The sequence below is a fragment of the Streptomyces sp. NPDC093221 genome (assembly GCF_044753885.1).
In the GTDB taxonomy this organism is placed as follows: Bacteria; Actinomycetota; Actinomycetes; order Streptomycetales; family Streptomycetaceae; genus Actinacidiphila.
This window is the reverse complement of sequence record NZ_JBIVOA010000005.1, coordinates 36,436-62,772: the sequence shown is the minus strand read 5'-3', so window position 1 is coordinate 62,772 and position 26,337 is coordinate 36,436. Positions and strand designations below refer to the sequence as shown.

Below are 26,337 nucleotides of genomic sequence, written 5' to 3'. Positions count from 1 at the left end.
CCGACGCGCCGGGGCGCCCGTCACCTGACCGTGACGGGCGCCCTGTACAACGGAGTTGACGCAGGTCAGACCAGTCCGGCCTTCTCCAGCGCCGTACCGCAGGTGTCCACCATGAGCCGCGTCACCACGTACGGGTCCATGTTGGCGTTCGGGCGGCGGTCCTCGATGTAGCCCTTCTGGTCCACCTCGACCTGCCACGGGATACGCACCGACGCGCCGCGGTTGGAGACGCCGTAGCTGTACTCGTTCCACGGAGCGGTCTCGTGCGCGCCGGTCAGCCGCGCCTCGACGCCGACGCCGTAGTTCTTGATGTGCTCCAGCGGCTTGTCGTCGCGGCCCAGCGACTCGGCGGCCTCGATGATCGCCTCGTAGCCCTCGCGCATCGCCTTGGTGGAGAAGTTCGTGTGCGCGCCCGCGCCGTTCCAGTCGCCCTTGGCGGGCTTCGGGTCCAGCGTCGCCGAGACGCCGAAGTCCTCCGCCGTGCGGTACAGCAGCCAGCGCGCCACCCACAGGTGGTCGGAGACCTCCAGCGGGCTCAGCGGCCCGACCTGGAACTCCCACTGCCCCGGCATGACCTCGGCGTTGATCCCCGAGATGCCCAGGCCCGCGGCCAGGCAGTTCTCCAGGTGCTTCTCGACCACCGGACGGCCGAAGATCTCGTCCGCGCCGACCCCGCAGTAGTAGCCGCCCTGCGGCGCCGGGTACCCGCCCTCGGGGAACCCGAGCGGACGCGAGCCCTGGAAGAACGTGTACTCCTGCTCGATGCCGAACAGCGACTCCTGCGCCGCGAACCGCTCCGCCACCTCGCGCAGCGCGGCCCGCGTGTTGGACTCGTGCGGCGTCCCGTCGATGTTGAAGACCTCGCACATCACCAGGACGTCGTCCCCGCCGCGTATCGGGTCGGGGAACGAGGAGACCGGCTTGAGTACGCGGTCGGACGCGTGGCCCTCCGCCTGGTTGGTGCTGGAACCGTCGAAGCCCCAGATCGGGAGCTCGGCGCCGTCGGCCAGGATGCGCGTCTTGGAACGCAGCTTCGCGGTCGGCAGGGTGCCGTCTATCCAGATGTACTCAGCCTTGTAGGTCACGGGACGCCATCCTTAACGAACAGTCTTCGCGGGTGCTGGCCGAGCTGCGCTGATCGAGCCACCCGCAGCGTCGCAAAATCCCTTTTCCCGACTGTTGCCCCCGTGTTAACCCACTGTGAACGCCCCTACGTGACCAGCGGCAACACCCCAGGAGCCCCGCCTGTCACCGCTGCGCGGTGGGCTTCGCCGCTGGGGTGTGTTTGTGCGTGGGGCTGAGCCCTTGCGGCAGGGCTGCGCAGGTGGGGTTCACTGCGGGGGTGCGTTTGCGCGAGGGGCTGAGCCCTTGGGCCACGTTTGCGCGAGGTGGGTTCGCCGGTAGCCATGGAGCCGAAGGGCGCGCCGGTGTTGAAAGGGAGAACGCGCACAGAGAGCGAGGAACGAGCGAACGAGCACGATCGACCGTCGACACCGGATCTAAGCGCCCGGAGGCGAGAGGGCGGCAAAAAAAGGGGATCGGGGTGCGCATAGAAAGGACGGCTCCCCCCCAGGGCGAGATTGCGCGAGGCGGTTCGCACGACGGTGAGTTCACGCAGGACGGCACCCGCGCAGGGTGAGGATGCGCGAGGCGGTTCGCACCACGGTGAGCCCACACAGGACGGCACCCACCCACGTTCACCCGCAACGCTCAGGCACCCGAGAGGGCACCCACGCACGGTGAACTAGTACGAGTCGGCACCCACCACGGTCAACTGACCCCGGGGGGCAGGCACCCCACGGCAACCTCACGCGAGACGGCACCCACCCACGGCGAACACGTGCGCGTGAGCCGTCCTGCGTGAGCCCACCGCGCGGGGGAGCCGCCTCGCGCATCCTCACCGTGCGTGCGAGCCCTCTTGCGTCAGCTCACCGCGATTCCCCTTTTTTGCCGCCCTCTCGCCTCCGGCGGCTTAAATCCGGTGTCGACGGTCGATCGTGCTCGCTCCCTCGTTCCTCGGTCGCTGTGCGCGTTCTCCCTTTCAACACCGGCGCCGCCTTCGGCTCGCTGGCTACCGGCGAACCCACCTCGCGCAGCGGTACCGGAGGGGCGCAGCCCCCCGCGCAAACGCACCCCACCGGCGAACCCCAGCGCGCAGCGGTGCCGTAGGGGCGAACCCACCTCACGCAAGCGCACCCCAGGAGCCCAGCTCCCCGCGCAGGGTCACCCGTGCAGCGAACCCCGGCGCGTGGCGGTGACCTGGCGGCGAACCCCACCGCGCAGCGGTACCGGAGGGGCGCAGCCCCCGCGCAGGGGCATCCCAGGAGCCCAGCCCCCTCGCGCAGCCGCACTCAGCGGCGAACCCCACCGCGCAGCGGTGCCGTAAGGGCGAACCCACCTCACGCAAGCGCACCCCAGGAGCCCAGCCCCCCTCGCGCAGCCGCACCCCGGCGGCGGACCCCGCCGGGTAGCCGTGACCGGGCGGGACGCCGGTAGGCTCGCCGTCATGACCATGCGCTTCGGACTTCTCGGCACCGGCCCCTGGGCCCGGCTCGCCCATGGACCCGCTCTCGCCGCCCACCCGGAGGTGGAATTCGTCGGGGTCTGGGGCCGGAGGCCGGAGGCGGCGGCTGAGGTGGCGGCGCAGTTCGGTGCGCGGGCGTACGGGGACGCGGAGGCGCTGATCGCGGATGTGGACGCGGTGGCGGTCGCGCTGCCGCCGCATTTGCAGGCGCCGTTGGCGGTGGCGGCGGCCCGCGCGGGCCGTCACGTGCTGCTGGACAAGCCGGTGGCGACGACCGTGGAGGACGCGAAGGCAGTGGCCGAGGCCGTCACGGCGGCCGGAGTCGGGTCGGTGGTCTTCTTCACCCTGCGCTTCGACCCGGCGACAGCCGGGTGGATCGAGGAGCAGGCGGCGCGCGGCGAGTGGTACACCGGCCGCGCGGACTGGTACAGCGCCGTCTTCACCGGAGACGAGAACCCCTTCGCGGACTCGCCGTGGCGGCGGGAGAAGGGCGGCCTGTGGGACGTCGGCCCGCACGCGCTGTCCGTCCTGCTGCCCGTACTCGGGGACGTCACCGCCGTCACCGCGGCCAACGGCCCCGGCGACACCGTACATTTGACGCTCCGTCACGAATCCGGTGCCTCCAGCACCTCCACCCTCACGCTGACCGCGCCGCCGGCCGCCGCGGGCGTGGTCGTCGAACTGCGCGGCGGCCAGGGCGTCGTGACCTACCCCGACGGCGTCGCGGGTGAGGCGACGGCTTCCCTGGCCCACGCCATCACCGCGCTCACCTCCGGCACTCCGCACGCCTGCGACGCCCGCTTCGGCCTGCGCGTCACCGAGATCCTGGCGGCGGCGGAGTCGGCCCTGGACAGGTCCTAGGCCAGCGCCGACTCCGCCGCCGGACGGTCACCGCGGCCGGTAGGCGGTGGCCAGGACGGAGACGGTCACGTGACCTGGCAGCGGGCCGCTCCCGGCGTCCGCGCGGCTCACGTGGCGGGCGCTCGGTGACATGCCCACCAGGTCCAGGGCGTCGGACCCGGTGAGCGGGGCGAGGTAGTCGACCCGCTCGGTCCTGGCGGCCATGAAGTGGGGGTCGAGGGCGTGGTGCAGGCGCTGTTCCTTGGCGGGGTCGACGGTGACCATGGCCCGTACGCGGTGCCGCAGTTCGGCCAGGTGGCGGTCGGTGGGACGGACGACGATCAGCCGGCCCGTCGGGCGCAGGACCCGGCGGAATTCGGCCGGGTTGCGGGGCGCGAAGACGTTCAGTACGAGGTCGGCCGCGCGGTCGGCGACCGGGAAGCGGCGGGAGACGTCCCAGCTCGCCGCGGCGGCTCGTTCGTGGGCGCGGGCGGCCGAGCGCAGGGCGCGTACCGAGGCGTCGAGCCCCAGGCCGCGGGCGTCGGTGAGCCGGGCGAGCACGCCGGCCAGGTAGTAGCCCGTGCCGCAGCCGACGTCCAGGACGGTGCCCGGCCCGGCGTCGGCGGCCAGCCGGGCCACGGCGTGCCGGATGGGGAGGTAGGCGCCGGTGGCCAGGAAGCGGGCGCGGGCCTGTGCCATGGCGGCGTCGTCGGCGCTGACGGCGCGGGTGCCGGTCAGCAGGCCGACGTAGCCGTGGCGGGCGAGGTCGAAGGTGTGGCCCGCGGGGCAGCGCAACGCGCCCCGGTCCGGCCGGAGGGGGCCGCGGCAGATCGGGCAGCGCAGGACATCGAGGATCTGTGCGAGGGCAGGCGGAGGCGGCACGGGCATGGAGAGCACTCCTGGCAACGGTGAAGGGAAGGGACCGCGCCCGCGCGCGCCCGGATTCCCGCTCCGCGGGCGGAACGAGCCAGAAGGCGGCGTTATGGGCACGCCGAGGAGGGCGACGCCGTCCGGCATCGCCCTCGAAGGCTCCCGGTCACGGGAAGCAGTGGTGCGGGGTGCTCATGAATGCCACGCCTTCAGTTTACGAGCAGCGGTGAACCCTCGTGTCCACCGAAGGCGTCAGCGGAGCCGAGAGAATGACGGCCCATTCGCCGGAGTCGGAGTCCGAGCTGGAACCGGAGTCAAGCTTGGCGTTTAACGTCCAGCTTCGAACAGACGAGCCTGACGATCACGCGTCCGCGCGGCCTCGCGTTCACCCCTGCCGTGCGAGAGATGTGTCTCGACAGCGATGTCGGTCCGCTCGGGCATGATCTACTCCGATCGGACTCAGGGGTGGGGTGATGTGACGTGGGCGAGTGGCGAACCGATCCAACGTTCGCGATGTGCCGGGCTTTGACGGGCGGGGCAGACCTGTCCTCGTTCGTGGGCGGGCCGTTCGATGTACGTGCGGTGGTGGCCGCCGTACGGCCCGAGGTCAAGGACGGATTCTTGCTCGACGAAGTCCCCTGGGAGAACTTTCCGCGGGGGGATCACGTCAGGGAGGCCATTCAGCTGCTCCACACCGGCGGCTCGCCCGTTCGCGCCGGAACGGGTGTTGTGAGTGGGATGTGCGCCAACGACATGCGGGCGGCCGCCGTGCTTGCCGTGCCGTTCCTGATCCGGATCGCTGCCGATACCCACCACCCTTGCCGTGCCGACACGCTCGCCGAAGTCTCCTCTCCAGCTCGCGCCCGCTACTCCGGCGTCGCCACCCGCGGCGAGCTGCTGCTCCACCGCGCCGATCCCCAGAACGACCGCCTCTACGACGACTACGGCGTCGAGGTGACCGGCTACCCGGCGGGCTGGTCGGTTGCCGCCGCTCGGGCCGCGATCACCGCCGACGCCACCCTCCTGAAGCCTCTTCTGCACGACCCCGACCCTGCGATCCGGATCCGCGCCGCCTACGCACTGGCCGCCGCCACCGACCTGGATCACGCGGTCCGTGCAGCCTTCCGCGACCGGCTCGACGCCGAGCAGGACCCGATCGTCCACGCCGCCCTGGTCTTCGCCACAGCCGAAGCCACCCGCACCCAACCCCATCCGCCGACCACCGTGTGGATGCGCGAGCGCTGGGGGGACCGAACGCAAGCGTCCGAGGCCCGGCTGGCCGCCGCGATCGGCTGGCTCTGCCTCACCGACGAACCCGCCCCCGACGACCTGCGCTCAGCCGTCGACCAACTCGCCACCAATGAGCGCGCCCGCGCCATGGACGACCTGCCTTGGATGGCTGCCGCCAGCGGATCGAACGAGACGGGACTGCGGCGCTGCGTCCGAGAGATGCTTCACCCCGAACACCCTGATCAGCTGGAGCACGACGACCCATGGGCCCCGCAATCCTGACGCCGGAAGCAGACCCCCGCCTGCGTTCGGCTTCGACAGGCGGACCAGATGATCACTCCTCCGGGTGTCTCAGGGGACGGCGATACGGCCTCTACGTGATCCTGAACTCGACCAAGAGGAACAGGACTTGACGCGAAGGCTGTGCTGGTGGGTGTGGTGCAAGAGGGCGGGCGGTGCGATCAGTTCGCGGAGCTGTCCCGCTTCCGGGGGGGCTTCTACGACTGCCTGACCGGGCGGCGCGACGCGCTGTTCGAGCTCGCCGACGCGGTGCTGTGCACCTACGGGCCGGTGAGGACGCTGGTGGACCTGGCGCTCGCGCCCGAGCACCGGCGCGGACACGGCGCCCTGTACGGCGCGCTGAACCGGGGCTGCCTGGACGTCGGCCGGCTGCGGACCGCGCTGGCCGGCCTGCCGCTGCCGCGCGCCGCCGACGGCCGCCTGGTGCTCGCTGTGGACGTCTCACCGTGGCTGCGGCCGGACGCCGCCACCTGCCCGGACGGTCGTTCTGCCACACCTACGGCCGCGGCGACGCCAAGCACCAGATGATCCCCGGCTGGCCCTACTCGTTCGTCGTCGCGCTGGAGACCGGCCGCACCTCGTGGACGGCCGTCCTGGACGCGGTGCGACTGGAGCCCGGCGCCGATCTGGCCGGGGGCCGCCCGCCCAAGCACGGCGGGGAGTTCGTATTCGGCGACCCCGCCACCTGGGGCGACGAGCAGGCGGTCACCACCACCGAAACCGCCGCTACGGCACCGCCGTCGCCCAGGCGTGGGACCGGCTCCACCCCCGGCTGACCCGCCGCGCGGCCTGGCTGGAGCACGACGGGCCGCTGCCAGTCATCGAGGGCATGGTGATCCGCCTGGCCGTCGAGAAGCTGCCCAGCCGTGGGGTGAACCGGCCAGTCCGGCTGTGGTGGTCGCGCACCGGTGCGAGCCCGGCCGACGTGGACCTCTGCTGGCAGTCGTTCCTACGCAGGTTCGACCTGGAGCACACGTTCCGCCTGCTCAAGCAGACTCTCGGCTGGACCCGGCCCCGCCTCCGCGACTCGACGGCGGCTGATCGTTGGACCTGGCTCGTCGTCGCCGTGCACACCCAGCTCCGCCTCGCCCGACCGCTGGTCGCCGACCTTCGACGGCCCTGGGAGCGGCCGGCGGAACCGAACAAACTCACCCCCGCCCGCGTCCGCCGAGGGTTCAGGAACCTCCACACGAAGGCAGCCTCACCAGCGCGTGCACCGAAACCCACCCGCCCCGGCCCGGGCCGGCCGCCCGGGTCGAAGAATCAGCGGCCCGCCACTCGCTACGAGGTGGGAAGAGTCCTGGCCACCGGCGAGGCGTACGCCCGGCCCGCCCATCACAAGAAGGGCACCAAGCCACGACGAACCGCTACAAACGGATAAACGACAAGTTAAGAACCCGAGCTGGAACCGGAGTTAAGAACCCGAGCCCGAACCGGAAACCCACAGTTCGCTGGCGCTGTTGATGATGAACGACCGCACCGGGCACCCCGACGGCCGTGACAACCGCAGTTTCGGGAAGTGCTCGAACAGGACGCTCAACGCGATCTCGCCCTCCAGCCGCGCCAGTCCGGCGCCAATGCAGAAGTGCTGGCCGTTGCCGAAGGAGAGCTGGCGGGAATTGGGGCGCGCGACGTCGAAGCTGTCGGCGTCGGGGAACTGCTGGTCGTCACGGCCGGCCGCGGCGTAGGAGGCGAGCATGGCCTCGCCGCGCCGGATCACCACGTCGCCGACCGGGATGTCCTCGAGGGCGTAGCGCAGCGGGAAGTGGCCGACCGGGCAGTCGTAGCGCACGACCTCCTCGATGACGGAGCCCCAGGAGACCTCGCCGGACCGGGCCCGTGCCAGTTGTCCCGGGTTGGCGAGCAGCGCCCTGACCGCGTTGGTGATCAGGTTGACGGTGGTCTCGTGGCCGCCCACCAGCACGGTGAGCATGATGACCACGACCTCGTCCTCGCTCAGCCGGTCGCCTTCCTCGCTGGCGGCGATCAGCGCGCTGGTCAGGTCGTCGCCGGGGCTCTCGCGCTTGGCCTGTGCCGCCTCGGCGAGCAGGACCAGGAGCTGGTCCTGGGCCTCCTGCGTCTGGTTGCCCTTGGCCGCGGGGTGGCTGCTGAGCACGGCGTCGGAGAGCGTACGCAGCCGCTCGCCGTCCATCGGCGGCAGGCCCAGCAGTTCGGCGATCACCTTGACCGGCAGCGGGAGCGCGTAATCCTCGCGCAGGTCGAACTCGTCGCCGCGCGCGGCCGCTTCGTCCAGCAGGCGGTGGGCCAGTTCCTCGATCCGCGGGCGCAGCGCGGCGGTTCGGCGGGGCGTCATCGCCTGGCCCGCGAGCGCGCGCAGCCGCCGGTGCTCGGCGCCGTCCCGCGTGAGTATCCCGGGGAGGCTGACGAAGTTCAGCAGCGGCCAGTCCTCGGGCAGCCGCCCCTCGGTGTTGCGCGGCCACTGCCGCGGGTCCTTCGACACCCGCGGGTCGACCAGTAGTTGCCGCAGCGTCTCGTGGTGCGTGACGGCCCAGGCCGGTACCCCGCCGGGCAGTTCCACCAGCGCCACCGGGCCGAGCGCGCGCAGCTCGACGTTCTCCTCGTGCTGGTTCTGGCCGAAATGATCGAGCAGTAACGGTGTCAGCGTTTCGGAGGTTTTCATGCCCGGCACCATAACAAGCGCACTTGCCGGGCGAACAGCTGCCCAAAAGGGCTACGACTCCGAACTCAGCCGCCCCGTAAAGGGGTTGAGCGGTGAATGCGCAAACGTCCACCTGCCGATTCCCGCCGGGGAGAATTTCGGACGGGGCTATTCCGAATATGCCCGCCGGAGCCGGCGGCGACGAATTTTTACTCACGGAATACCCGGACTACCGCGCCAGCCCGTCCCAGCCCCAGTGCGGTACGGGACCGGGGTCGCCGAGATCGGAACTCTCCTGGTGGGAGACCGACATGGCGATCCGCGTGCCCCACTCGATGTACTCGGTGAAGCGCTGCCGCAGCAACGCGTCGGCGGGCAGCTCCTTCACGGCGGTCGCGAGCATCAACTCCACCCAGCGCGCCCGCTGTTCCTCGGTGATCCGCAGGTCCAGGTGCTGGGAGAGCAGGGCCTGGTGGCCGCCGAGGCGGGCGGTGTACTCGGCGGGGCCGCCGAAGACCTCCGTGAGCCAGACGACGACATGGTCGACATGGGCCCGGGTGAAGTGCATGAAGACCGGGGCGAGGAGCGGATCGACGAGGACCTGCTCGTAGAAGCTGTCGATGAGGCGGCGCAGCGCGTCACTGCCGCCGACCGCCTCGTAGAAGGTGCCGGTGCGGTCGACGGGGGAATCCGGAGTGGTCATGGGCGCTCCAGGTCGTGCCGATGGTCGCGGCCGGGGATGTCCCGGCCGCCTCATAGCCGCGGCCAGGGGGCAGCCCGGCCGGTGGTCCCGGCCAGGGTCGGCCTGGCCGGTGCTTTGCGGCCAAGGATCACCCGGCGGCCCGGCGGGCACCGGGATTTACGCGGCGGGCGGATCAAATGGACCAGTGGATTCCGGCCACGGGGAAGAAACGGGCGGGCACGTCACTTGTACGCGGCATGAAGGCGATCACTTACACCAGCAACGGCGGCCCCGACGTCCTCACGCTCACCGAGCGCCCGGTTCCGGAGCCGGGACCCGGCGAGGTACGGGCCCGCGTCCACGTCTCCGGCGTCAACCCGACGGACTGGAAGTCGCGGCGCAACACCGCCCCCGCCTCGGCGCAGGTGCCGAACCAGGACGGCTCCGGCGTCATCGACGCGGTCGGCTCCGGCGTCCCCGAGACGCGGATCGGCGAGCGCGTCTGGATCTGGGAGGCCGCGTACGGCCGCGCGGACGGCACCGCGCAGGAGTACGTGGCGCTGCCCGCGGGCCAGGCCGTCGCCCTGCCCGACCACGCCTCCTTCGACCTCGGCGCGAGCCTCGGCATCCCCGCCCTCACCGCGCACCGCGCCCTCACCGTCGCGGACGGCGGCCCCGAGCGGCTCGCCCCCGGCGCCCTCGACGGATGTACGGTCCTGGTCGCGGGCGGCGCGGGCGCCGTCGGCAACGCCGCGATCCAGCTCGCCCGCTGGGCCGGGGCCACCGTCGTCAGCACGGTCAGCGGACCCGCCAAGGGTGACCTCGCGCGGGCCGCGGGAGCCCATCACGTCGTGGACTACCGCGCCCAGGACGCCGCCGCCGAGATCCGCCGGATCGCCCCGGACGGCGTCGACATCGTGGTCGAGGTCGCCCCGGCCGCCAACGCCGCCCTCGACCGGGCCGTCGCCGCCCCCGACGCCGTCATCGCCTTCTACGCCGACGACGACGCCTCGGCCACCGTGCCGGTCCGCCCCTCCATGGCGCTCAACCTCCGCTGGCAGGGCGTCCTGGTCTACACCGTCCCGCCCGCCGCCAAGGCCCACGCCGTCGCGGCGGTCACGGCCGCCGTCGCCGACGACGCCCTCCACGCGGGCCCCGACGCCGGGCTGCCCTTCCACCGCTTCCCGCTCGCCGAGACCGCCCGTGCCCACCAGGCGGTGGAGGACAGCGTCATCGGCAAGGTGCTCATCGACGTGGCCGCGCCCACCGGCTGACGCCTCGTCACACGAGCAGCCGGTCCAACCGGCCCTGGCCCGCCGTCCGTTGCGCGGGCCCGGGCTCGGGGCCGAAGGACGGTTCCCGCCGACGGTCGAACCCGTACCGACGCCCGTCCCCGTACCGACGCCCGTTCCCGTAGCGACGCCCGTCCCCGTGCCGACGCCCGTCCCCGTGCCGACGCCCGTCCCCGTATCCACGCCCGTCCCCGCACCGACACCCGTCCCCGTAGCGCCTCGGACCCCGCGCCCTCCCGCCCCCGGCCTTTCGGTGGCCGCCGAAACGTCGCGGGGCGAGGATGGGGACATGGCCACCCGCACCAGGACCCCGGGGGCGCCGAGGACCGGCGACCCCCGTACGCCCGCGCTCGCCGACCCCGCCGTCCCCCGGCTCGCGGCCCTCGCCGCGCTCCTGGCCGACGAGACCAGGGCGGCGGTCTGCCTGGCGCTGCTGGACAAGCGGGCCTGGACCGGCGGGGAGCTGGCCCGGCACTGCGGGGTCGCGCCGTCCACCATGAGCGAGCACCTGACCCGCCTGGTCGACGGCGGACTGCTGGCCCGCGAACACCAGGGGCGGCACCGTTACGTACGCCTGGCCGGCCCCGAAGCGGCTCGATTCGTCGAGGACATGGCGGAACGGGTGGCCGTCGCCGTACCCCGGACCACGGGCGCCGGGCTGCGGGCGCACAGCGCGGGCCGGGCGATGGCGCGCGGCCGTACGTGCTACGACCACCTCGCCGGCCGGCTGGGCGTGGCCCTCACCGACGCGCTGACCGGCAACGGCCTGCTCCGGCAGGACACCGGCTTCGCCCTCACCGACGACGGCGTGGCCTGGTTCACCGGCCTCGGCGCGGATTTGTCCGGGCCGCCCTCGTCCCGCCGCCCGCTGGCCCGTCCCTGCCTCGACTGGACCGAGCGGCGCCCCCACCTGGGCGGCACCGCGGGCGCGGAACTCTGCCGCCTCGTCCTCACCCGCGCCTGGGCCACCCGTATCGGCACCGGCCGCGCGGTGAAGGTCACGGCGCTCGGCGAGCGCGAACTCCACCGGGTCCTGGGCATTGCGCCGCACGATCTGGCTCCGGCGGAGGCGTAGGACCGCCCGGCGGCGGTGGGCTCAGCAGCCCGCCAGGCGTTCGCGGACGGTGGCAGGGTCGAGGTCCAGCGCGCTGAGCAGCGTCGCGGCGGGGTCGGGGTGCGGGGCGGGCAGGAGCGCGAGCAGCAGATGGCGGGGCTCGATACGGCGTCCGCGCCGCTCGCGCTCGGCCTCGCGCTTGGCGGCGACGACGGTCGCGCGGGCGGCCGAATTGAGGGTGATACGCCGCCGGCCGCGGACCGGCGGCGGGGCGAGGGGGATGTCGAGGTGGATGCCGAGCGAGCCGAGGGCGGCCCGGTCGAGGGCTTCGAGGGCGGCGTGCCCCTCGGCGAGGGTGACGCCGAGGGCGCGGGCGGGCTGGGCGGACTCGTCGCGGAGCAGCGCGAGCAGCAGGTGATCGGTGCCGATCCGGCGGTCGCCGCGCCGGGCGGCCTCCTCGCCCGCCTGCTCCACGACGAGCTTGAACCGGGCGTGAGCGGTGTTCTCCGGCATCGGGGGCCTCACTTTCCGTACTTCGCGTGCACCGACTGACGCGACACCCCGAGGGCGTCGCCGATCTGCTCCCACGACCAGCCCTTCCGGCGGGCCAGCGCCACATGCGCGGCCTCGACCTGTTCGGCGAGCCGGTGCAGCGCGCCGACGGCCCGCAGGCCGACCGCGGGGTCGTCCGAGTTCACGGCCGCGGAGACACTGTTGGTATCCATGGGTGTCAGGCTAGACTGACGCGCGATGTCGTGTCAATCCAAACTGACAAACCCGTCCGGCCGGACGCGCGGAATGCCAGAATGACCGCATGGCCCCAGCGACGCCCGGCACCTCCACGCCCGTCACGCTCCGCATCGAAGGCACCGACCTTCCCGGTCGCGCCTGCGCCGCCGCCCCCGGCTTCCCCGGATACACGGACATCCACGTCGCCGTTCAACGGCGCGCGAAACCGGGGGAGTTGCTCGACCCGACCCCCGGCGACGCGGACCGCGCCGTATGGACGCTGGAGTGCGTCGCGCGGACGGTCGCGGACGGCACCGAGCTGACCGGCCCTTACGTGCAGGGCGGGCCGGGCGGGCGCTTCGTCTATCTGTCGTGGGGCGGGGTCGGCGCGGACGGGTCCTTCGCGGTGTTCCGCCGCGCCAAGCTGCTGCTCGAAGCCGTCGAGCCGGACGTGCTCGCCGCCGCCGTACGGTCCGGGCGGCTCACCGGGCGCCTCGGCCTCACCGACCCCGAGGGGCACCCGCTGTGCGCCCGCGTCGTACCGCCGGTCATCGCCTGGTCGGCGGGCTGAGCGCCGGAGTCCCGGGCACCCCTGGGCGGCTTCCTGGCTTCCTACGGGACGGGCCTTCTCCTTACGTCACGGCCTTCGCCGCCGCCTCCGCGACCCGCTCCACCAGCGCGATCCCGTCCTGCTCCGACACATGGCCGCCGGAGAGCACCGCGACCAGCAGCGTATGGCCGTCGTGCTCGACCTTCCCGATGCTGTTGACGTCCCACAGGCCGGTGGCGCTCCGCGGCAGCCAGCCGTTCTTCAGCGCGTAGTCGCCGCCGTCGGAGTCGGCGGCCGACACGCCCCACCGCTGGTCGGCGGTGACCGCGTGCATCAGGTCCGAGATGTAGTCACGCGAGGCGGCGCTGAGCGGGGAGTCGTCGCCGTCGCCGTAGACCGCGCGCAGCAGGGTGATCTGGTCGGCGGCGGTGGTCTGGGTCAGGCCCCACAATTCGCCGCTGCCGGGGGTGGTGTGGCTCAGGCCGAGCGAGGCGTTGGCGGACGCCAGCCCCGGGCCGCCGCCGATGGCCTCCCACAGCGCGAGCGCCGCGTCGTTGTCGCTCTGCTCGATCATGTCGGTGGCCAAGTCGCGCTGTTCGGAGGTCAGTTGGGTGCCCGCGCGCTGATGCCGGAGCAGCAGCGCCGCCAGGATGTCGACCTTGACGATGCTCGCGGTGTCGTACGCCGTCGTGTCGCCGCTGTCGTACGTGGCGACCGTACCGCCGCTGTCGTCGCTGTCCCCGCCCAGTTCGGTCACGGCGACCGAGAAGTGCCCGGAGCCGGTGTCGGAAAGGGCCTTGATCGCCGCGCGCAGTTCGGCCTGGGTGTCCCGCGCGGGTGTGGCCGTCGTCTTCTGCGGGGGAGCGGCCGAGGGGGAGGGCGGCGTGGTGGTCGGCGGAGTGGTGGTCGGCGGCGTGGTGGTCGAGGGCGCCTGCGCCGGGGTGAAGGGCTTCGCGGTGGTGGGGGCGGGGGAGGGGGACGCCTTGTCCGTCGCGCCGCTGGTCGCCTTTCCGTCCGCCCCGGCCCGCGCGGACGGCGACTGGATGACGGTGGCCAGCGTCAGCACCGCGATCACCGCGAGTGTCGTGGTGGACACCACGAGGGGCCGCCGGGTCCACCAGTGCGCGGCGGCCCCGCTCCCCGTCTCGTTCCCGGCATCGTCCCAGGCTGTGTCCGCGGCCACGTCTCCGGCCACGTCTCCGGCCCCGCTCCCGGCGTCACCCCCAGCTCCGCCGGACGTCTGTTCGTCATCCATGCGGAGGACCGTATGAATCGTTTCTTGGATTCCGCTGAGATCCCGGTTCCAATCTTGTGAACCTTTGCGCCCATCCCGCGCGGCACCACCGAAAACCACGACAGAACGGTTCTTGCGTCATCTCTGTCAATTATTTCGCCTGCTGCGCGATCTATTGCGCTCACGTAACCCTGTCGTTACGATCCCCCGCACCAGACTTCCGGCCCCTGCCGCAGAGCACTCGCCCGAGCACTCACCCGAGTGCCCGACGGCCGCGCGGGCGGCGGGAGTTGACAGCCGATCGGAGGAGTCCAGATGGGTGTCACACGCCGGGTCTTCCTGCAAGCCGCCATAGCGGCCACTGCGGCAGGAACCCTAGGTGTCGCGGAGACCGCCGCCGCGGGCAGCGCGACAGCGGCCAGCGGGCCGGGAGACGTGGTCGGGAAGGTCACGGTCGGCTATCAGGGCTGGTTCGCCTGCATCGGCGACGGCGCCCCGATCAACGGCTGGTGGCACTGGACGCAGAACTGGGGCCAGACCCCGTCACCGTCCAACACCGGCATCAGTAGCTGGCCGGACATGCGCGAGTACACCCACACCTACCAGACGGGATACGCCGCCCTCGGCAACGGCCAGCCCGCGACGCTCTTCTCGTCCTACGACCAGCAGACCGTCGACACGCACTTCCAGTGGATGCAGCAGTACGGCATCGACACCGCCGCGCTCCAGCGCTTCAACCCCACCGGCGGCGAAGGCCCGACGCGCGACGCGATGGCCACCAAGGTGCGCAGCGCCGCGGAGTCGCACAGCCGGAAGTTCTACATCATGTACGACGTCACCGGCTGGACGAACATGCAGTCCGAGATCAAGACGGACTGGACCAACAAGATGAAGGCCCACACGGCCTCCTCGGCGTACGCGACGCAGAACGGCAAGCCGGTCGTCTGCATCTGGGGCTTCGGCTTCAACGACAACAACCACCCGTTCAGCACCGACGCCTGCATCGACGTCATCAACTGGTTCAAGGGACAGGGCTGTTACGTCATCGGCGGGGTGCCGCGCGAGTGGCGCACCGGCGGCGCGGGCACCCGCACCGGCTACTCGGACGTCTACCACGCGTTCAACATGATCTCGCCGTGGATGGTCGGCGCGATCGGCAACGCGGGCGACTCCGACAACGCCTACAACACCTACACCGTCGGCGACGAGGCCGACTGCGCCGCGCACGGCATCGACTACCAGCCGTGCGTCCTGCCCGGTGACGTCTCCGGACGGCAGCGCGCGCACGGCGACTTCATGTGGCGGCAGTTCTACAACGTCTGCCGGGCCGGGGTGCAGGGCATCTACATCTCGATGTTCGACGAGTACAACGAGGGCAACCAGATCGCCAAGACCGCCGAGTCCCAGGCGTGGACGCCCACCAACTCCGGCTTCCTGGCGCTGGACGAGGACGGTACGGCCTGCTCCTCGGACTACTACCTGCGGCTGACCGGCGACGGCGGCAAGATGCTCAAGGGCCAGATCGCCCTCACCGCGGTCCGCCCCACCCAGCCGCTGGTCTCCGGCGGCGGCGACACCGTACCGCCGACCGCGCCCGGCACGCTGCACGTCACCGGGCACACCGACACCACCGCCGCGCTGGCCTGGACCGCCTCGACCGACAACGTCGGCGTCACCGGCTACCGGATCATGCGGGTCACCGGCTCCACCAGCACCCAGGCGGGCAGCGCGGCGGGCAACGCCACGACCGCCACCGTCACCGGGCTCAGCCCGTCCACCGCCTACGCCTTCACCGTCCAGGCCGTCGACGCGGCGGGCAACGTGTCCCCCGCGTCCAACCAGGTCAGCGTCACCACCGACGCGACGACCGTGCCGCCGGGCACCAACCTCGCCCTGGGCAAGGCCACTTCGGAGAGCAGCCACACCCAGGTCTACGGCTCGGGCAACGTGGTCGACGGCGACCCCAACTCGTACTGGGAGAGCAACAACAACGCCTTCCCGCAGTGGATCCAGGTCGACCTCGGCATCACCACCACCGTCAAGCGGCTGGTGCTCAAGCTGCCGCCGCCCACCGCCTGGAGCACCCGCTCCCAGACCATCTCCGTACAGGCCGGCCCCAGCGTCCCGCTGACCACCCAGATCCCCGCGCAGAACTACACGTTCAACCCCGCGTCGGGGAACTCCGTGACGATCAACCTGCCGTCGGCGGTCACCGCGCGCTACGTGCGGCTGAACTTCACCGCCAACACCGGCTGGCCCGCCGGGCAGCTCTCCGAACTGGAGGTCTACAGCGCCTGACCGGAGTGCGACCCGCGCCGTTCGTGATGCCGTCGGCGCGGGTCACGGCGCCTGACGGTCGCACAGCGCGTCGTCGGTGAGCGCCTCCACCGCGCGATTGACCTTGTCCTGGTCGATCAGCGCGGTGGTGGTGGTCACCGACACCGTCACCGCGCGGCGGCCGTCGGCGCTCACGGCGGGCCGGGTGTACACGCCGAAACCGTCGCCCTCGTGCAGGTAGGAGACGCCGCCGCAGCTCAGCGGGACCACCCGCAGCCCGAGCCCGTAACCGCCCTGCCTGCCGGACGGCGGCACCGGCAGATCGTCGTACGGCACCGTCTCGCGCATCTCCCGCCACTGCTCGGCGGGCAGCAACTCGCCGGTCGCGAGCGCCCGGAAGAAGGCGTTGAGGTCGCCCGGCGTGCTCACCACCCCGGAGTCCGCCGTGTGCTGGAAGCTCAGCTCGGTCGCGTCGAGCACCCCGCCGTCGGGAGCGTCCACGGTCACCCGCTCGTGCGGCCCGACCAGGAACGGATTGTCGCCGGGGATGTACGTGTGCCGCAGCCCCAGCTTCGCGATGACGCGGTGCTCGACCAACTCCCGCCAGGTGGCGCCCGATCCGCCCGCCGTCCGCTCCGCCCTGTCGTTCGCCTTCTCCGCGATCATCGCGGCCAGCAGGTAGTTGGTGTTGGAGTACGCCCACTGCCGGGCCGTACCCGCCGGTCCCGGTGTGAACAGCGGCGGGTGGCTCATCGCGAGGGCGACGAGCTGCGGGGCGGGCGTCACGTCGTAGCGGTTCTCGTCGAAGTGGTGGAAGAGCCGGTCCTGGACGGACGGGTCGGCCACGTAGTCGTAGAGCCCGCTGGTCTGCCGCAGCAGGTCCCGCACCGTGATCCGCGAGCCGTCGTTGCCGTGGCCGCGCACCACGCCGGGCAGCCAGTGCTCGACGGTGTCGTCCAGCGACAGCTTGCCCTCGGCGGCCAGTTGGAGCACCACGACCGCCGTGAAGGTCTTGGTGGTGCTCGCCGCGCGGAACTCCGGCTCCCACGGGACGGGCTCCTTGGAGCCGCGTCCCGCCGTGCCGAACCGCGCCCGCAGCGGCCCGTCCGGGGTGTCGACCCGCGCCACGACATTGACCTGGCCGTCCCCCGCGGCCCGCACCGCGGCGAGGTCGCCGCGCAAGTCCCCCTGCCCGTAGTGGTGTCGGCCGCCCGAGCCGTGCGCGGGCACCGCCGCCAGCGCCGACGCGGCCAGTGCCACCGACCACGCCGCCACGATGGTGCGCTTCCCCGACAACGACACCCTCATGACGGCTCCCCGTTGGACGACCCGGGCCCGCCCCGTGCGGACTGCGTCCATCCAACCCGCGCCGCGCACCATGATCGATGGAGCTGTCACCCGAACGCCCGGTGGGGACAACCCCCGGTCCGGGCCGCCGACAGCGGGTCAGCGGCGCGGGCAGACCACCAAGTGGTAGGCGGGCAGGGCGGCGACGGGCCGGTGACAGTCGAACCGGCCGCGGATCGTGTCCGCCGCCTCGGGCGCGACCTGGCCCAGCGGGAACCAGAAGGTGTCGAGCACGGCGTAGCGCGAGGCGGGGTCGCTCAGGCAGCGCAGATTCTCGCGGTAGCTGACCTGACTGGTGATCGACCGGTCGTAGCGCGTGCGTTGGAGGAAGTCGGGCGTCGGGTAGCGGCAGTGCGTCGGGTTGCCGAGCAGATAGCCGATGTCGCCGAACGCCAGGTACGTGACGGGGGTGTCCGCGCCGATTCGGTGCCGGACGCCGGTCAGCCACCGGGTCAACTCGTGCCGGGTGTCGGCGCGTTCGAGCGAGGTGAAGGTCGAGTGCCGGGTGTCGTACGAGTACGGCGTCGTCGGCCACACCGGGATCGCCAGCGCGAGGAGCAGGGCGAGGGCCGGGACGGAGCGGAGGAGGAGGCCGGGGGAGGGGGCGCGTACCGGCACCTGTCCGGGTACCCGTGCCCGTACGCGTACCCGTGCCTGCACCCGTGCTCGCCCGTGCAGCGAGGCCGTGAGCAGCGTCGCCACGACGACCGCCGAGACCAGCGTGTACGCGGCCGTCTCGTGCGCGTGCCGCCAGTTCCAGGACTGCCCGGCGATCAGGGGGACGGCGACGCCGAGCAGCAGGGCCCCGGCGAGCAGCGGCAGGTCGGGGCGGCGGGCGACGGCGAGACCGCACAGGGCGGCGGCCAGCACCGGGAGCGCGGCCAGGTGGTACTGGAACCACTGCCCCTGCACCACCAGCGCGGCCAGCACGCCCGCGACCCCGGCCGCCGTCAGCAGCGGCCACGCCCAGCGGGCGGCGCGGGACGCGCTGCCGCGCGCGAGCAGCACCACGGCGGCGGGCAGCAGCGCCACCACCGGATTCATCAGCGCCTCGGTGCCGACCGTGGTGATCAGCGCGTGCACGTCGGCGGAGTGCAGGCCGTTCTGCAAAGGGGTGTTGGGGTTCAGCGCGGACAGTTCGTTGAACCAGCGCCACTCGCGCGGCTGCACGAGGATCGCCAGCGCGAAGCCCGCGGGGGCGGCGACGGCGGCGGCTGCCGTGGTCAGCCAGCCGCGCCTCCGGTCCAGGACGAGGAGCGCGCCCAGCGGCAGCAGCGCCGTGGGCGCGGTCGTGTACTTCACCAGCACCGCGAGCGCGACCAGCACGCCGCCGAGGCCGACGGCCACCCAGGTGCGGCGCGGCGCGAGCGCGGCGGCGAGACCGGCCACCGCGCACAGCACGGCCACCCACTCCGGCTGGAGGAAGTCCCAGGCGGGCGCGAAGAGCAGCGCGAGCCCCACGGCTCCCGCCACCGCGTTCGCCTCGCGGCGCGGCAGGTGGCGGGCGAGGCCCTGGCGCAGCCACCACACGACGGCCGCCGCGACGACGATCACCAGCAGCCGTATCGACGCCTCGCGCACGGCGACCGGCCCGGCGGTGAGGTGGTCGAGCCACGACAGCGGCCAGCGGTACGCGAGCGGCCGGTGCACGAAGGTGCCGGACGCCGGAATCCCGCCGCGCCCGCTCGCCCGCATGCCGCCGAGGACGTACCGCACGTCGTGGTTGAGCCCGCTCCAGCACATGGCGGCGACGGCGGCGAGGCCGAGGAGGGCCGCGGCGAGGCGGACGGGGAGGGGGTACGGGGTGGTCGTGCGGCCGGGTCCGCCGTCGCGGTCGCCTTGGTCGGGGCCGCGGGGTGTCGGGACCGCTTCCGGGCGGGCGTCCAGGCCCGGCGCCCGGTCGGTTCCGGGGGCCGGCCGCGCGGAGGTCCCGGCGCCGTCGTCGATGTCGGGAACGGAGGTCACGGCCGCTGACACTAGCCGCGCGCCCGCGCGGTACGGCGGGGTTGGCCGCCTCGTACGCCGAATGTTCAACGGAATTTACGCGGGTGTTCGCGGCGGGCGCGTGAGGTGAGCCGTTGGGGCCTGCGGCCGGGCGAGGTGGGCGCGTACGGTCGGCGCTCGTTTGGTCGGTGCCGGTGCCGGTGCCGGTGCCGGTGCCGGTGCCAGTGCTGGTGCCGTCTCCGCTCGTACGGCCCGCGCCCGCGCCGCCTGTGGCCGTAGCGCCGCCCGCGCCCGTACGGCCCCTGTCCGTACGGGCTCACGTCTCACGCGGGCGGGCGCAGCCGTCAGTTCGCGGTGTCCGCCAGCGTCGCCTCGTCGACCAGCCCCATCCTGATCGCCTTGACGACGGCGCTGGTCCGGTTCGTGGCGTCGAGCTTCAGCAGGACACTGCTCACCAGCCGTTTGGCGCCGTGCTCGGAGATCAACAGACGCCTGCCGATCTGCTTGTTGCTCAGGCCGCGCACCAGCAGCACCAGCGTCTCGTTCTCACGTGACGTCAGCGCCCCGCGCCGTTTTACCGGGGCCGCTGCCGCCGCCTGTTGGATGAGGCTGCGGCCCAGCTCCACCGGAATCGCCATCTCCCCGGCCGCCAACTGGTCGAGGGCGCGGGCCATTCCGGCCGCCGACAGGTCCTGCCGGATCAGATAACCGTCGGCGGGCAGCCCCGCCAGGTCCCCCGTCTGATGCTGCTCGATCACCAACAGCAGCCGTGGCGACGGGTTCTCGCCCCCGGCGCTCCCGACACCCCCGGCGGCCCCGACCCGTCCGGTCGCCCCGGCCCTCCCGGCTTCCCCGACGACCGTCCACAGCCGCCGGTTGGTCGCGGTCAACACCGCCACGTCGGGGGCGTGTTCGCGCACCTTGCCGATGAAGTCGAACTCGTTCGCCGCGAAGTACGTCTCCACACCGGTCGCGAGACCCGACATGATCGCCTGCACCCCGAGGCGCAGGATCTGGTCCTCCATGAACAACACCACGCGGAGCCGCGCGGGAAACGGCATGCGACGCGAATGGTGGAGAATTTCCGAAGTCATAAATCCGCCCGTGTCTCTTCCGAGTAAGAACCACATCGGCGGCCTGCCCCCGAGCGGGCGCCTTTCCACAACGCGACGCCACCCCGACCGGCCGAAAATGGCCAACGAGGGCGACTGCGGGAGCACTTACGGGCCTGAGCGTTCCCCATCGCGTTCGATCACACCTGGTACTCCCCTGGTATCCACCTGGCATGGCAGGAGCCCACGCCCGGTAGCAGGTGATCACATTTTTGCCTCATTACGCTACCAACGGTTAACGTCACCGGTCAACCAACTCGGAACCCCGGCGTCCGCCGAACCGGAGCGGGGCGTACCGCACTTGAGCGGGCGAGACCTCGACGCGGGCCCGTGCGGCACCAGTTGACCGGCCTCGTGGGCAGCCGCGTGAGCAAGCGCTTGAGCGCCTGTTTGAGCGGCTGCCTGAGCGATTGCCTGAGCGGCTGCTTGAGCGACTGGTGGAGTGATCGCGCGAGCTCACGTGTGCGCCTACTTGAGCAGCCGGGACATCCGCCGGTCCGCCAGCGGCTTGCCGCCGGTCTGGCACGTCGGGCAGTACTGCATCGCCGAGTTGCTGAAGGACACCTCGCGGATCGTGTCCCCGCACACCGGACACGGCTCGCCCTTGCGCCCGTGCACCCGCAGCCCGCTCTTCTTCTCCGACTTCAGATCGCGCAGCGGCAGCCCGCGCGACCGCTCGACGGCGTCGGCCAGCGTCGTACCGACCGCGTCGTAGAGCGTGGCCACCTCGTCCTCGGTGAGCGTGGCGGCCAGCTTGTACGGCGACATGCGCGCCGCGTGCAGGATCTCGTCGGAGTACGCGTTCCCGATCCCGGCGATCACGCTCTGGTCGCGCAGCACGCCCTTGATCTGGCTGCGCTTGCCCGCCAGCAGTTCGGTGAAGGCCGCGAGGGTGAAGTCGGCGGCGAAGGGGTCGGGGCCGAGGCGCGCGACGCCCGGAACGTCCAGCGGGTCCCGTACGACGTAGACCGCGAGGCCCTTCTGGGTGCCGGCCTCGGTGACGTCGAAGCCGGTTCCCTCGCCACCGGTCGTTCCGGCCCCGCTTCCAGCCCCGTCCCCGGCCCCGTCCCCGGCCCCGTTTCCCGCTACCGGGGTGAGCCGTACGCGCAGTGCCAGCGGTCCCTTGCCGGGGCGCGGCGGCGCGTCCGCCATCTTCTCCGTCCACCGCACCCACCCGGCCCGCGCCAGGTGGATCACGAGGTGCAGCTCCCCGGCCGTGAGGTCGAGGAATTTCCCGTGCCGCCCCACGGCGTCGAAGGTCCGCCCCTCCAGCGCTCCGATCGGCGGGTCGTACGTCTTGAGCGCGTGCACGGCGACCGGGTACACCCGCTCGACCGTACGGCCGACCAGCTGCTCGGCCAGGAACCTGCTCAGGGACTCGACCTCCGGCAATTCAGGCATACCCCCAGTCTGCCCTGCCGCCGCCCGACCCGCCCCGGACAGACCGCCGCCCCGGGGCGTACGGCCCCGGGGCGGCGCGGGACAGCCGGGATCAGGCGGGCTGGAGTACGGCGAACGTCGCGCCCGAGGGGTCGGCGAACCAGGCGATCCGGCCGATGCCCGGCACGTCCACGGTCGGCACCAGCACCGTCCCGCCCGCGCCCTGGACGCGGGTGACGATGTCGTCCGCGTCCGCCACGTCGAAGTACGGCACCCAGCGCGGGCTCACACCCTCCTGCGCGGCCGTGATGCCGCCGAAGGCCGTGTTCCCCTGGTCGCCCTCCGAGGTCGAGACGAACGTGTACGGCGCGTCACCCACCTGCGTGTCCGCCCCCCGCCAGCCGAACAGCCCGCGGTAGAACTCCAGCGCCGCGGCCGGGTCCGCCGTCTGGAGCTCGACCCACCCCAGCGACCCGTACACCGACGTGGTCTCCAGCCCCTTCAGGGCCTTCGGCTGGAAGAGCGCGAATTCCGCCCCGCCCGGATCGGTGACCGCCGCCATCCGCGCCGCGTCCCGCGCGTCGAACGGCTCGGCCCGCACCGCCCCACCGGCCTGCGCGACCGCCTTCGCTGTGGCCTCCACGTCCGGCGTCTCGAAGTACACCGTCCACGCCGGGGTCGCCCCCTCGTCCACCAGCGGCCCCAGCGCCGCCACGATCTTCCCGTCCTTCTGCAAGGTCCCGTAACTCCCGGCGTCAGGCCCCGCCGGGTGGAACGTCCAGTCGAACACCGCCCCGTAGAACCCGGCCGCGGCCACCGTGTCCTTCGCCGCGATGTCGATCCATGTGGCCGATCCGAGAATGGAATCCGTGGTGAGCATGCTGACGTGCCTGCCTTCCGTCATCAGTTCAAACCCATGGGCCAGAAGCCCCACCCCATCGTATACACGGTATACACCCCCTCGCCTGCCTTCCCCCAACCCCACCCCGCCCCCACGGACCGTGTCCCGCGGCGTGGGGAGCCCCCTACGAGCGTCTTCCGCGGATCGGAAGTGACCTTGGTCGGTATCAACCTCGTCGTCGCGGACATGCGAAGGTCATGACGGATGAGCCGGGCACCACCCCCGCCGAGGACAAGACGCTCTACCAGAGGGAGACCCTGGAGGACGAGGTGATGGACGAGGTACTGGCCTCGTACAGCGAAGCCGTCGACGAGAAGAAGCCGCCGACGCCCAGCGAAACAGCGGACACGGACTGAGCCCTCCGCCGGTCTCGCGGTGGAGATCGGCGGCGCGCTCCTGGCCGCCTCTCCTCGAATCGCGGGCGGGCGATGAGTTCCGGCACGCGGTGAGGTCTTCCTGGGGACGTACGAACTCGGCCGAGCACGACCGGTAGGGAGACCCCAGCGTGAGCGACATCGTGGTGCAGAACATCGTCCGGCCCGACCGCGTGCTGTCAGGCTCCTGGCTGGAGGTGATCGCCTCGAATCTCGACTACCACCGGGCGACCTTCCTGTGGAAGTGCGAGGGCCTCTCGGACGCCCAACTGCGCCAACGCCCGCTGCGATCCTCGGCGTTGACGCTGCTGGGACTCATGCGCCACCTGCAAGGAGTCGAACGTGCCTGGTTCCAGCGGACCTTGGCCGACACCGCGCCTCGCTTCTTCCCCTACCGGACCTACACCACCCCCGACGGCGACGAGTGGTACGACGAGTCGGACGCCACGTCCGCCGAGGACGTCTACGAGGACTACCTGACGTCGTGCGAGGAGTCGCGGCAGCTCTTCACGAAGGTGACCGCCGACCTCACCCGCATCATGCCGAACCCGGAATTCGGCGCCACCGACGTGCGCTTCGTCCTCGAGCACGTGATCGAGGAGTACGCCCGCCACCTCGGCCACGCCGATCTCCTCCGCGAGGCCATCGACGGCGCCACCGGCGAATAACCGACGCCCCTCGCACACACCACCATCAGCAGAAGCCACCCGGCCGACCACGGGCAGCGCGGCCCGATGCCCACGCGGACGTCATCCTCGCAGCCACCTGGCCTTCTCCGGCCTGACGGGAGCTGTCCCGGGGATCGATCCCACCGCCGACGCGAGGGAGCCCCGTCACGCTCCGGGAGGGAGGTGGCGGGGCTCCGGTGCATCTGGTGGGGGTTGCCGCACGGGGCGGCAGCCCGGGCTTAGATGTCGAAGTACAGCTCGAACTCGTGGGGGTGCGGGCGGAGCTGGATCGGGGCGATTTCGGCGGTGCGCTTGTAGTCGATCCAGGTGTCGATCAGGTCGGAGGTGAAGACGCCGCCGGCCTGGAGGTACTCGTTGTCGGCCTCGAGGGCGTCGAGGACGGCGGGGAGGGAGGTGGGGACCTGGGGGACGCCCGCGTGCTCCTCGGGGGCGAGCTCGTAGAGGTCCTTGTCGATCGGCTCGGCGGGCTCGATCTTGTTCTTGACGCCGTCGAGGCCCGCGAGGAGGAGGGCGGAGAAGGCGAGGTACGGGTTCGAGGACGGGTCCGGGGCGCGGAACTCGACGCGCTTGGCCTTCGGGTTGGAACCCGTGATCGGGATGCGCATCGCGGCGGACCGGTTGCGCTGCGAGTAGACCAGGTTGACCGGGGCCTCGAAGCCGGGGACCAGGCGGTGGTACGAGTTCACCGTCGGGTTGGTGAAGGCGAGCAGCGACGGCGCGTGCTTGAGGATGCCGCCGATGTAGTAGCGGGCGATGTCGGACAGGCCCGCGTAACCCTGCTCGTCGTAGAAGAGCGGCGTGCCGCCCTGCCACAGCGACTGGTGGACGTGCATGCCGGAGCCGTTGTCACCGAAGATCGGCTTGGGCATGAAGGTCGCGGTCTTGTTGTTGCGCCACGCGACGTTCTTCACGATGTACTTGAAGAGCATCAGGTCGTCGGCCGCGGCGAGCAGCGTGTTGAACTTGTAGTTGATCTCCGCCTGGCCCGCGGTGCCCACCTCGTGGTGCTGGCGCTCGACCTGGAGGCCGGAGGCCTCCAACTGGAGGGAGATCTCGGCGCGCAGGTCGGCGAAGTGGTCGACCGGCGGGGCCGGGAAGTAGCCGCCCTTGTAACGGACCTTGTAGCCGCGGTTGTCCTCGACCGCACCGGTGTTCCAGGCCGCGGCCTCGGAGTCGATGTGGTAGAAGGACTCGTTCGCCGACGTCTGGAAGCGGACGCTGTCGAAGACGTAGAACTCGGCCTCGGGGCCGAAGTACGCCGTGTCGGCGACGCCGGTGGAGGCGAGGTACGCCTCGGCCTTCTTCGCCACGTTCCGCGGGTCACGGCTGTACGCCTCGCCGGTGATCGGGTCGTGGATGAAGAAGTTGATGTTGAGCGTCTTGTCCCGGCGGAACGGGTCCACGCGGGCCGTCGAGAGGTCGGCGCGCAGCGCCATGTCCGACTCGTGGATGGCCTGGAAGCCGCGGATCGACGAGCCGTCGAAAGCAAGCTCATCGGTCGGGTCGAACGTCGAGACCGGGACCGTGAAGTGCTGCATGACGCCGGGCAGGTCACAGAACCGGACGTCGACGAACTTGACGTCCTCGTCCGTAATGAACCGGTTGACGTCGTCGGCGTTCTGGAACATCCCACTCCTCCTAGGCCCGGCCCCACGGGTCGGGTTGACAACTCGAGGCGCGCCAGTGCGGTGGCGCACACTGCCCCGACCATAGGGATCAGGGATTTCTCCAGCATGACCCATTTGTTTCCGAGGCGTTAACCGCGACGCCGGGGCGGCACCCGGGCAGCGCCGTACGGGTGGGCGTCCGGAAGGCCCCGTCCGCGACCGCGCTGTAGGGCCGCGGACGGCGCCGGGTTACCGTGGTCGGGTGGACAACAGGGATGCAATCGGATCGTGGCTGTCGGGCCCGGGTGCCGCCGCCGAGCAGATGGGCGTGGAGTTCGGCTACCGCGGGCAGCGCCTCGGACTGCCGGAGAACGGGCCGGGTTCCATCGCGCCGGTGGGGCGCCGCGTCGTGGCGCTCTTCATCGACTGGTTCCTCTGCCTGCTGATCGCATACGGCCTGATCGCGCACCGTGACGCCGGCAAGTCCAATACCTGGACACTCGTCGTCTTCGGCGTGGTCAGCGTCGTCCTGCTGCTGACCGTCGGCACCACCTTGGGCAAGCGGCTGATGGGCCTGCGCGTCGTACGCCTCGACGGCGGCCGTCTGGGAGCCGTCGCCGTCGTCATCCGTACGGCGCTGCTGCTGCTCGTCGTCCCCGCCGTCATCTGGGACCGCGATACCCGCGGCCTGCACGACAAGGCCGCCAAGTCCGTACAGGTACGGATCTGACCCAGCCGGGACGCAGAAGAAGACACGGAAGAAGGCACGGAAGAGGGCACA

22 protein-coding genes and 1 pseudogene are annotated in these 26,337 nt (G+C 71.8%); 10 read left to right on the top strand and 13 right to left on the bottom strand.

Going from position 1 to position 26,337, the window contains the following annotated elements:
• Nucleotides 1–65: 65 nt before the first annotated feature.
• Nucleotides 66–1,085: a glutamine synthetase gene (gene glnII, locus ACIQCJ_RS20750; RefSeq protein ID WP_402712172.1), complete on the bottom strand. Its 1,020-nt coding sequence runs from the start codon at nucleotides 1,083–1,085 to the stop codon at nucleotides 66–68.
• Between the two features lie 1,427 nt (nucleotides 1,086–2,512).
• On the opposite strand from glnII, the gene ACIQCJ_RS20745 reads away from it, so the two are divergent.
• Complete coding sequence (locus tag ACIQCJ_RS20745) at nucleotides 2,513–3,385, top strand: Gfo/Idh/MocA family protein (protein WP_402712357.1); 873 nt, start codon at nucleotides 2,513–2,515, stop codon at nucleotides 3,383–3,385.
• 27 nt (nucleotides 3,386–3,412) lie between these two features.
• On the opposite strand, the gene ACIQCJ_RS20740 is transcribed toward ACIQCJ_RS20745, so the two are convergent.
• Nucleotides 3,413–4,252, bottom strand: coding sequence for a putative RNA methyltransferase (locus tag ACIQCJ_RS20740; RefSeq protein WP_402712171.1), 840 nt, complete (start codon nucleotides 4,250–4,252; stop codon nucleotides 3,413–3,415).
• 462 nt (nucleotides 4,253–4,714) lie between these two features.
• Here ACIQCJ_RS20740 and ACIQCJ_RS20735 point away from each other — a divergent pair, with 462 nt between their 5' ends.
• Together ACIQCJ_RS20735 and ACIQCJ_RS20730 are read left to right on the top strand one after the other, a co-directional pair.
• The gene (locus tag ACIQCJ_RS20735; RefSeq protein WP_402712170.1) at nucleotides 4,715–5,746 is read left to right on the top strand and encodes a hypothetical protein; all 1,032 of its coding nucleotides are present in this window, start codon (nucleotides 4,715–4,717) and stop codon (nucleotides 5,744–5,746) included.
• Between the two features lie 153 nt (nucleotides 5,747–5,899).
• A pseudogene (locus tag ACIQCJ_RS20730) lies at nucleotides 5,900–7,145 on the top strand (transposase).
• A gap of 33 nt (nucleotides 7,146–7,178) precedes the next feature.
• Here the strand turns inward: ACIQCJ_RS20730 and ACIQCJ_RS20725 are convergent.
• Nucleotides 7,179–8,405: a cytochrome P450 gene (locus tag ACIQCJ_RS20725; protein ID WP_402712169.1), complete on the bottom strand. Its 1,227-nt coding sequence runs from the start codon at nucleotides 8,403–8,405 to the stop codon at nucleotides 7,179–7,181.
• Between the two features lie 208 nt (nucleotides 8,406–8,613).
• The gene (locus ACIQCJ_RS20720) at nucleotides 8,614–9,087 is read right to left on the bottom strand and encodes a group II truncated hemoglobin (RefSeq protein ID WP_402712168.1); all 474 of its coding nucleotides are present in this window, start codon (nucleotides 9,085–9,087) and stop codon (nucleotides 8,614–8,616) included.
• A 236-nt stretch (nucleotides 9,088–9,323) separates the two neighbouring features.
• On the opposite strand from ACIQCJ_RS20720, the gene ACIQCJ_RS20715 reads away from it, so the two are divergent.
• On the top strand, nucleotides 9,324–10,340 hold the full coding sequence (locus ACIQCJ_RS20715; RefSeq protein WP_402712167.1) for an NADPH:quinone reductase: 1,017 nt from the start codon (nucleotides 9,324–9,326) through the stop codon (nucleotides 10,338–10,340).
• Between the two features lie 307 nt (nucleotides 10,341–10,647).
• A complete protein-coding gene (locus ACIQCJ_RS20710) occupies nucleotides 10,648–11,433 on the top strand; it encodes an ArsR/SmtB family transcription factor (protein ID WP_402712166.1) in 786 nt (261 codons plus the stop codon).
• A gap of 21 nt (nucleotides 11,434–11,454) precedes the next feature.
• On the opposite strand, the gene ACIQCJ_RS20705 is transcribed toward ACIQCJ_RS20710, so the two are convergent.
• Together ACIQCJ_RS20705 and ACIQCJ_RS20700 are read right to left on the bottom strand one after the other, a co-directional pair.
• Nucleotides 11,455–11,925, bottom strand: a complete 471-nt coding sequence (locus tag ACIQCJ_RS20705; protein ID WP_402712165.1) for a Clp protease N-terminal domain-containing protein — start codon at nucleotides 11,923–11,925, stop codon at nucleotides 11,455–11,457.
• Between the two features lie 8 nt (nucleotides 11,926–11,933).
• A complete protein-coding gene (locus tag ACIQCJ_RS20700) occupies nucleotides 11,934–12,137 on the bottom strand; it encodes a helix-turn-helix domain-containing protein (RefSeq protein ID WP_355334380.1) in 204 nt (67 codons plus the stop codon).
• An 89-nt stretch (nucleotides 12,138–12,226) separates the two neighbouring features.
• Here ACIQCJ_RS20700 and ACIQCJ_RS20695 point away from each other — a divergent pair, with 89 nt between their 5' ends.
• Nucleotides 12,227–12,712, top strand: coding sequence for a DUF5990 family protein (locus ACIQCJ_RS20695; RefSeq protein WP_402712164.1), 486 nt, complete (start codon nucleotides 12,227–12,229; stop codon nucleotides 12,710–12,712).
• A 61-nt stretch (nucleotides 12,713–12,773) separates the two neighbouring features.
• Here the strand turns inward: ACIQCJ_RS20695 and ACIQCJ_RS20690 are convergent, their stop codons facing one another.
• Nucleotides 12,774–13,946, bottom strand: a complete 1,173-nt coding sequence (locus tag ACIQCJ_RS20690; protein ID WP_402712163.1) for a serine hydrolase — start codon at nucleotides 13,944–13,946, stop codon at nucleotides 12,774–12,776.
• A gap of 294 nt (nucleotides 13,947–14,240) precedes the next feature.
• Here ACIQCJ_RS20690 and ACIQCJ_RS20685 point away from each other — a divergent pair, with 294 nt between their 5' ends.
• Nucleotides 14,241–16,223 (top strand): discoidin domain-containing protein, encoded by a 1,983-nt coding sequence (locus tag ACIQCJ_RS20685; RefSeq protein WP_402712162.1) that lies wholly within the window; start codon nucleotides 14,241–14,243, stop codon nucleotides 16,221–16,223.
• Nucleotides 16,224–16,265: 42 nt separating this feature from the next.
• On the opposite strand, the gene ACIQCJ_RS20680 is transcribed toward ACIQCJ_RS20685, so the two are convergent.
• The 5 genes from ACIQCJ_RS20680 to ACIQCJ_RS20660 form a co-directional block, all read right to left on the bottom strand.
• Nucleotides 16,266–17,510: a serine hydrolase domain-containing protein gene (locus tag ACIQCJ_RS20680; protein ID WP_401303908.1), complete on the bottom strand. Its 1,245-nt coding sequence runs from the start codon at nucleotides 17,508–17,510 to the stop codon at nucleotides 16,266–16,268.
• A gap of 138 nt (nucleotides 17,511–17,648) precedes the next feature.
• The gene (locus ACIQCJ_RS20675) at nucleotides 17,649–19,514 is read right to left on the bottom strand and encodes a hypothetical protein (protein WP_402712161.1); all 1,866 of its coding nucleotides are present in this window, start codon (nucleotides 19,512–19,514) and stop codon (nucleotides 17,649–17,651) included.
• 323 nt (nucleotides 19,515–19,837) lie between these two features.
• Nucleotides 19,838–20,518: a response regulator transcription factor gene (locus ACIQCJ_RS20670; protein ID WP_401714802.1), complete on the bottom strand. Its 681-nt coding sequence runs from the start codon at nucleotides 20,516–20,518 to the stop codon at nucleotides 19,838–19,840.
• 555 nt (nucleotides 20,519–21,073) lie between these two features.
• Nucleotides 21,074–22,006 (bottom strand): Fpg/Nei family DNA glycosylase, encoded by a 933-nt coding sequence (locus ACIQCJ_RS20665; protein WP_402712160.1) that lies wholly within the window; start codon nucleotides 22,004–22,006, stop codon nucleotides 21,074–21,076.
• Between the two features lie 91 nt (nucleotides 22,007–22,097).
• On the bottom strand, nucleotides 22,098–22,889 hold the full coding sequence (locus ACIQCJ_RS20660; protein ID WP_355334365.1) for a VOC family protein: 792 nt from the start codon (nucleotides 22,887–22,889) through the stop codon (nucleotides 22,098–22,100).
• Between the two features lie 194 nt (nucleotides 22,890–23,083).
• Here ACIQCJ_RS20660 and ACIQCJ_RS20655 point away from each other — a divergent pair, with 194 nt between their 5' ends.
• A complete protein-coding gene (locus ACIQCJ_RS20655) occupies nucleotides 23,084–23,242 on the top strand; it encodes a hypothetical protein (protein WP_402712159.1) in 159 nt (52 codons plus the stop codon).
• Between the two features lie 149 nt (nucleotides 23,243–23,391).
• Nucleotides 23,392–23,928 carry a DinB family protein gene (locus ACIQCJ_RS20650; RefSeq protein ID WP_402712158.1) on the top strand — a complete coding sequence of 179 codons (537 nt, stop codon included), beginning with the start codon at nucleotides 23,392–23,394 and terminating at the stop codon, nucleotides 23,926–23,928.
• Between the two features lie 239 nt (nucleotides 23,929–24,167).
• Here ACIQCJ_RS20650 and glnA read toward each other — a convergent pair whose 3' ends face one another.
• Nucleotides 24,168–25,577 carry a type I glutamate--ammonia ligase gene (gene glnA, locus ACIQCJ_RS20645; RefSeq protein WP_188283233.1) on the bottom strand — a complete coding sequence of 470 codons (1,410 nt, stop codon included), beginning with the start codon at nucleotides 25,575–25,577 and terminating at the stop codon, nucleotides 24,168–24,170.
• Nucleotides 25,578–25,818: 241 nt separating this feature from the next.
• Between glnA and ACIQCJ_RS20640 the strand changes: the two genes are divergently transcribed.
• Nucleotides 25,819–26,286, top strand: a complete 468-nt coding sequence (locus tag ACIQCJ_RS20640; protein WP_188283232.1) for an RDD family protein — start codon at nucleotides 25,819–25,821, stop codon at nucleotides 26,284–26,286.
• Nucleotides 26,287–26,337 lie beyond the last annotated feature (51 nt).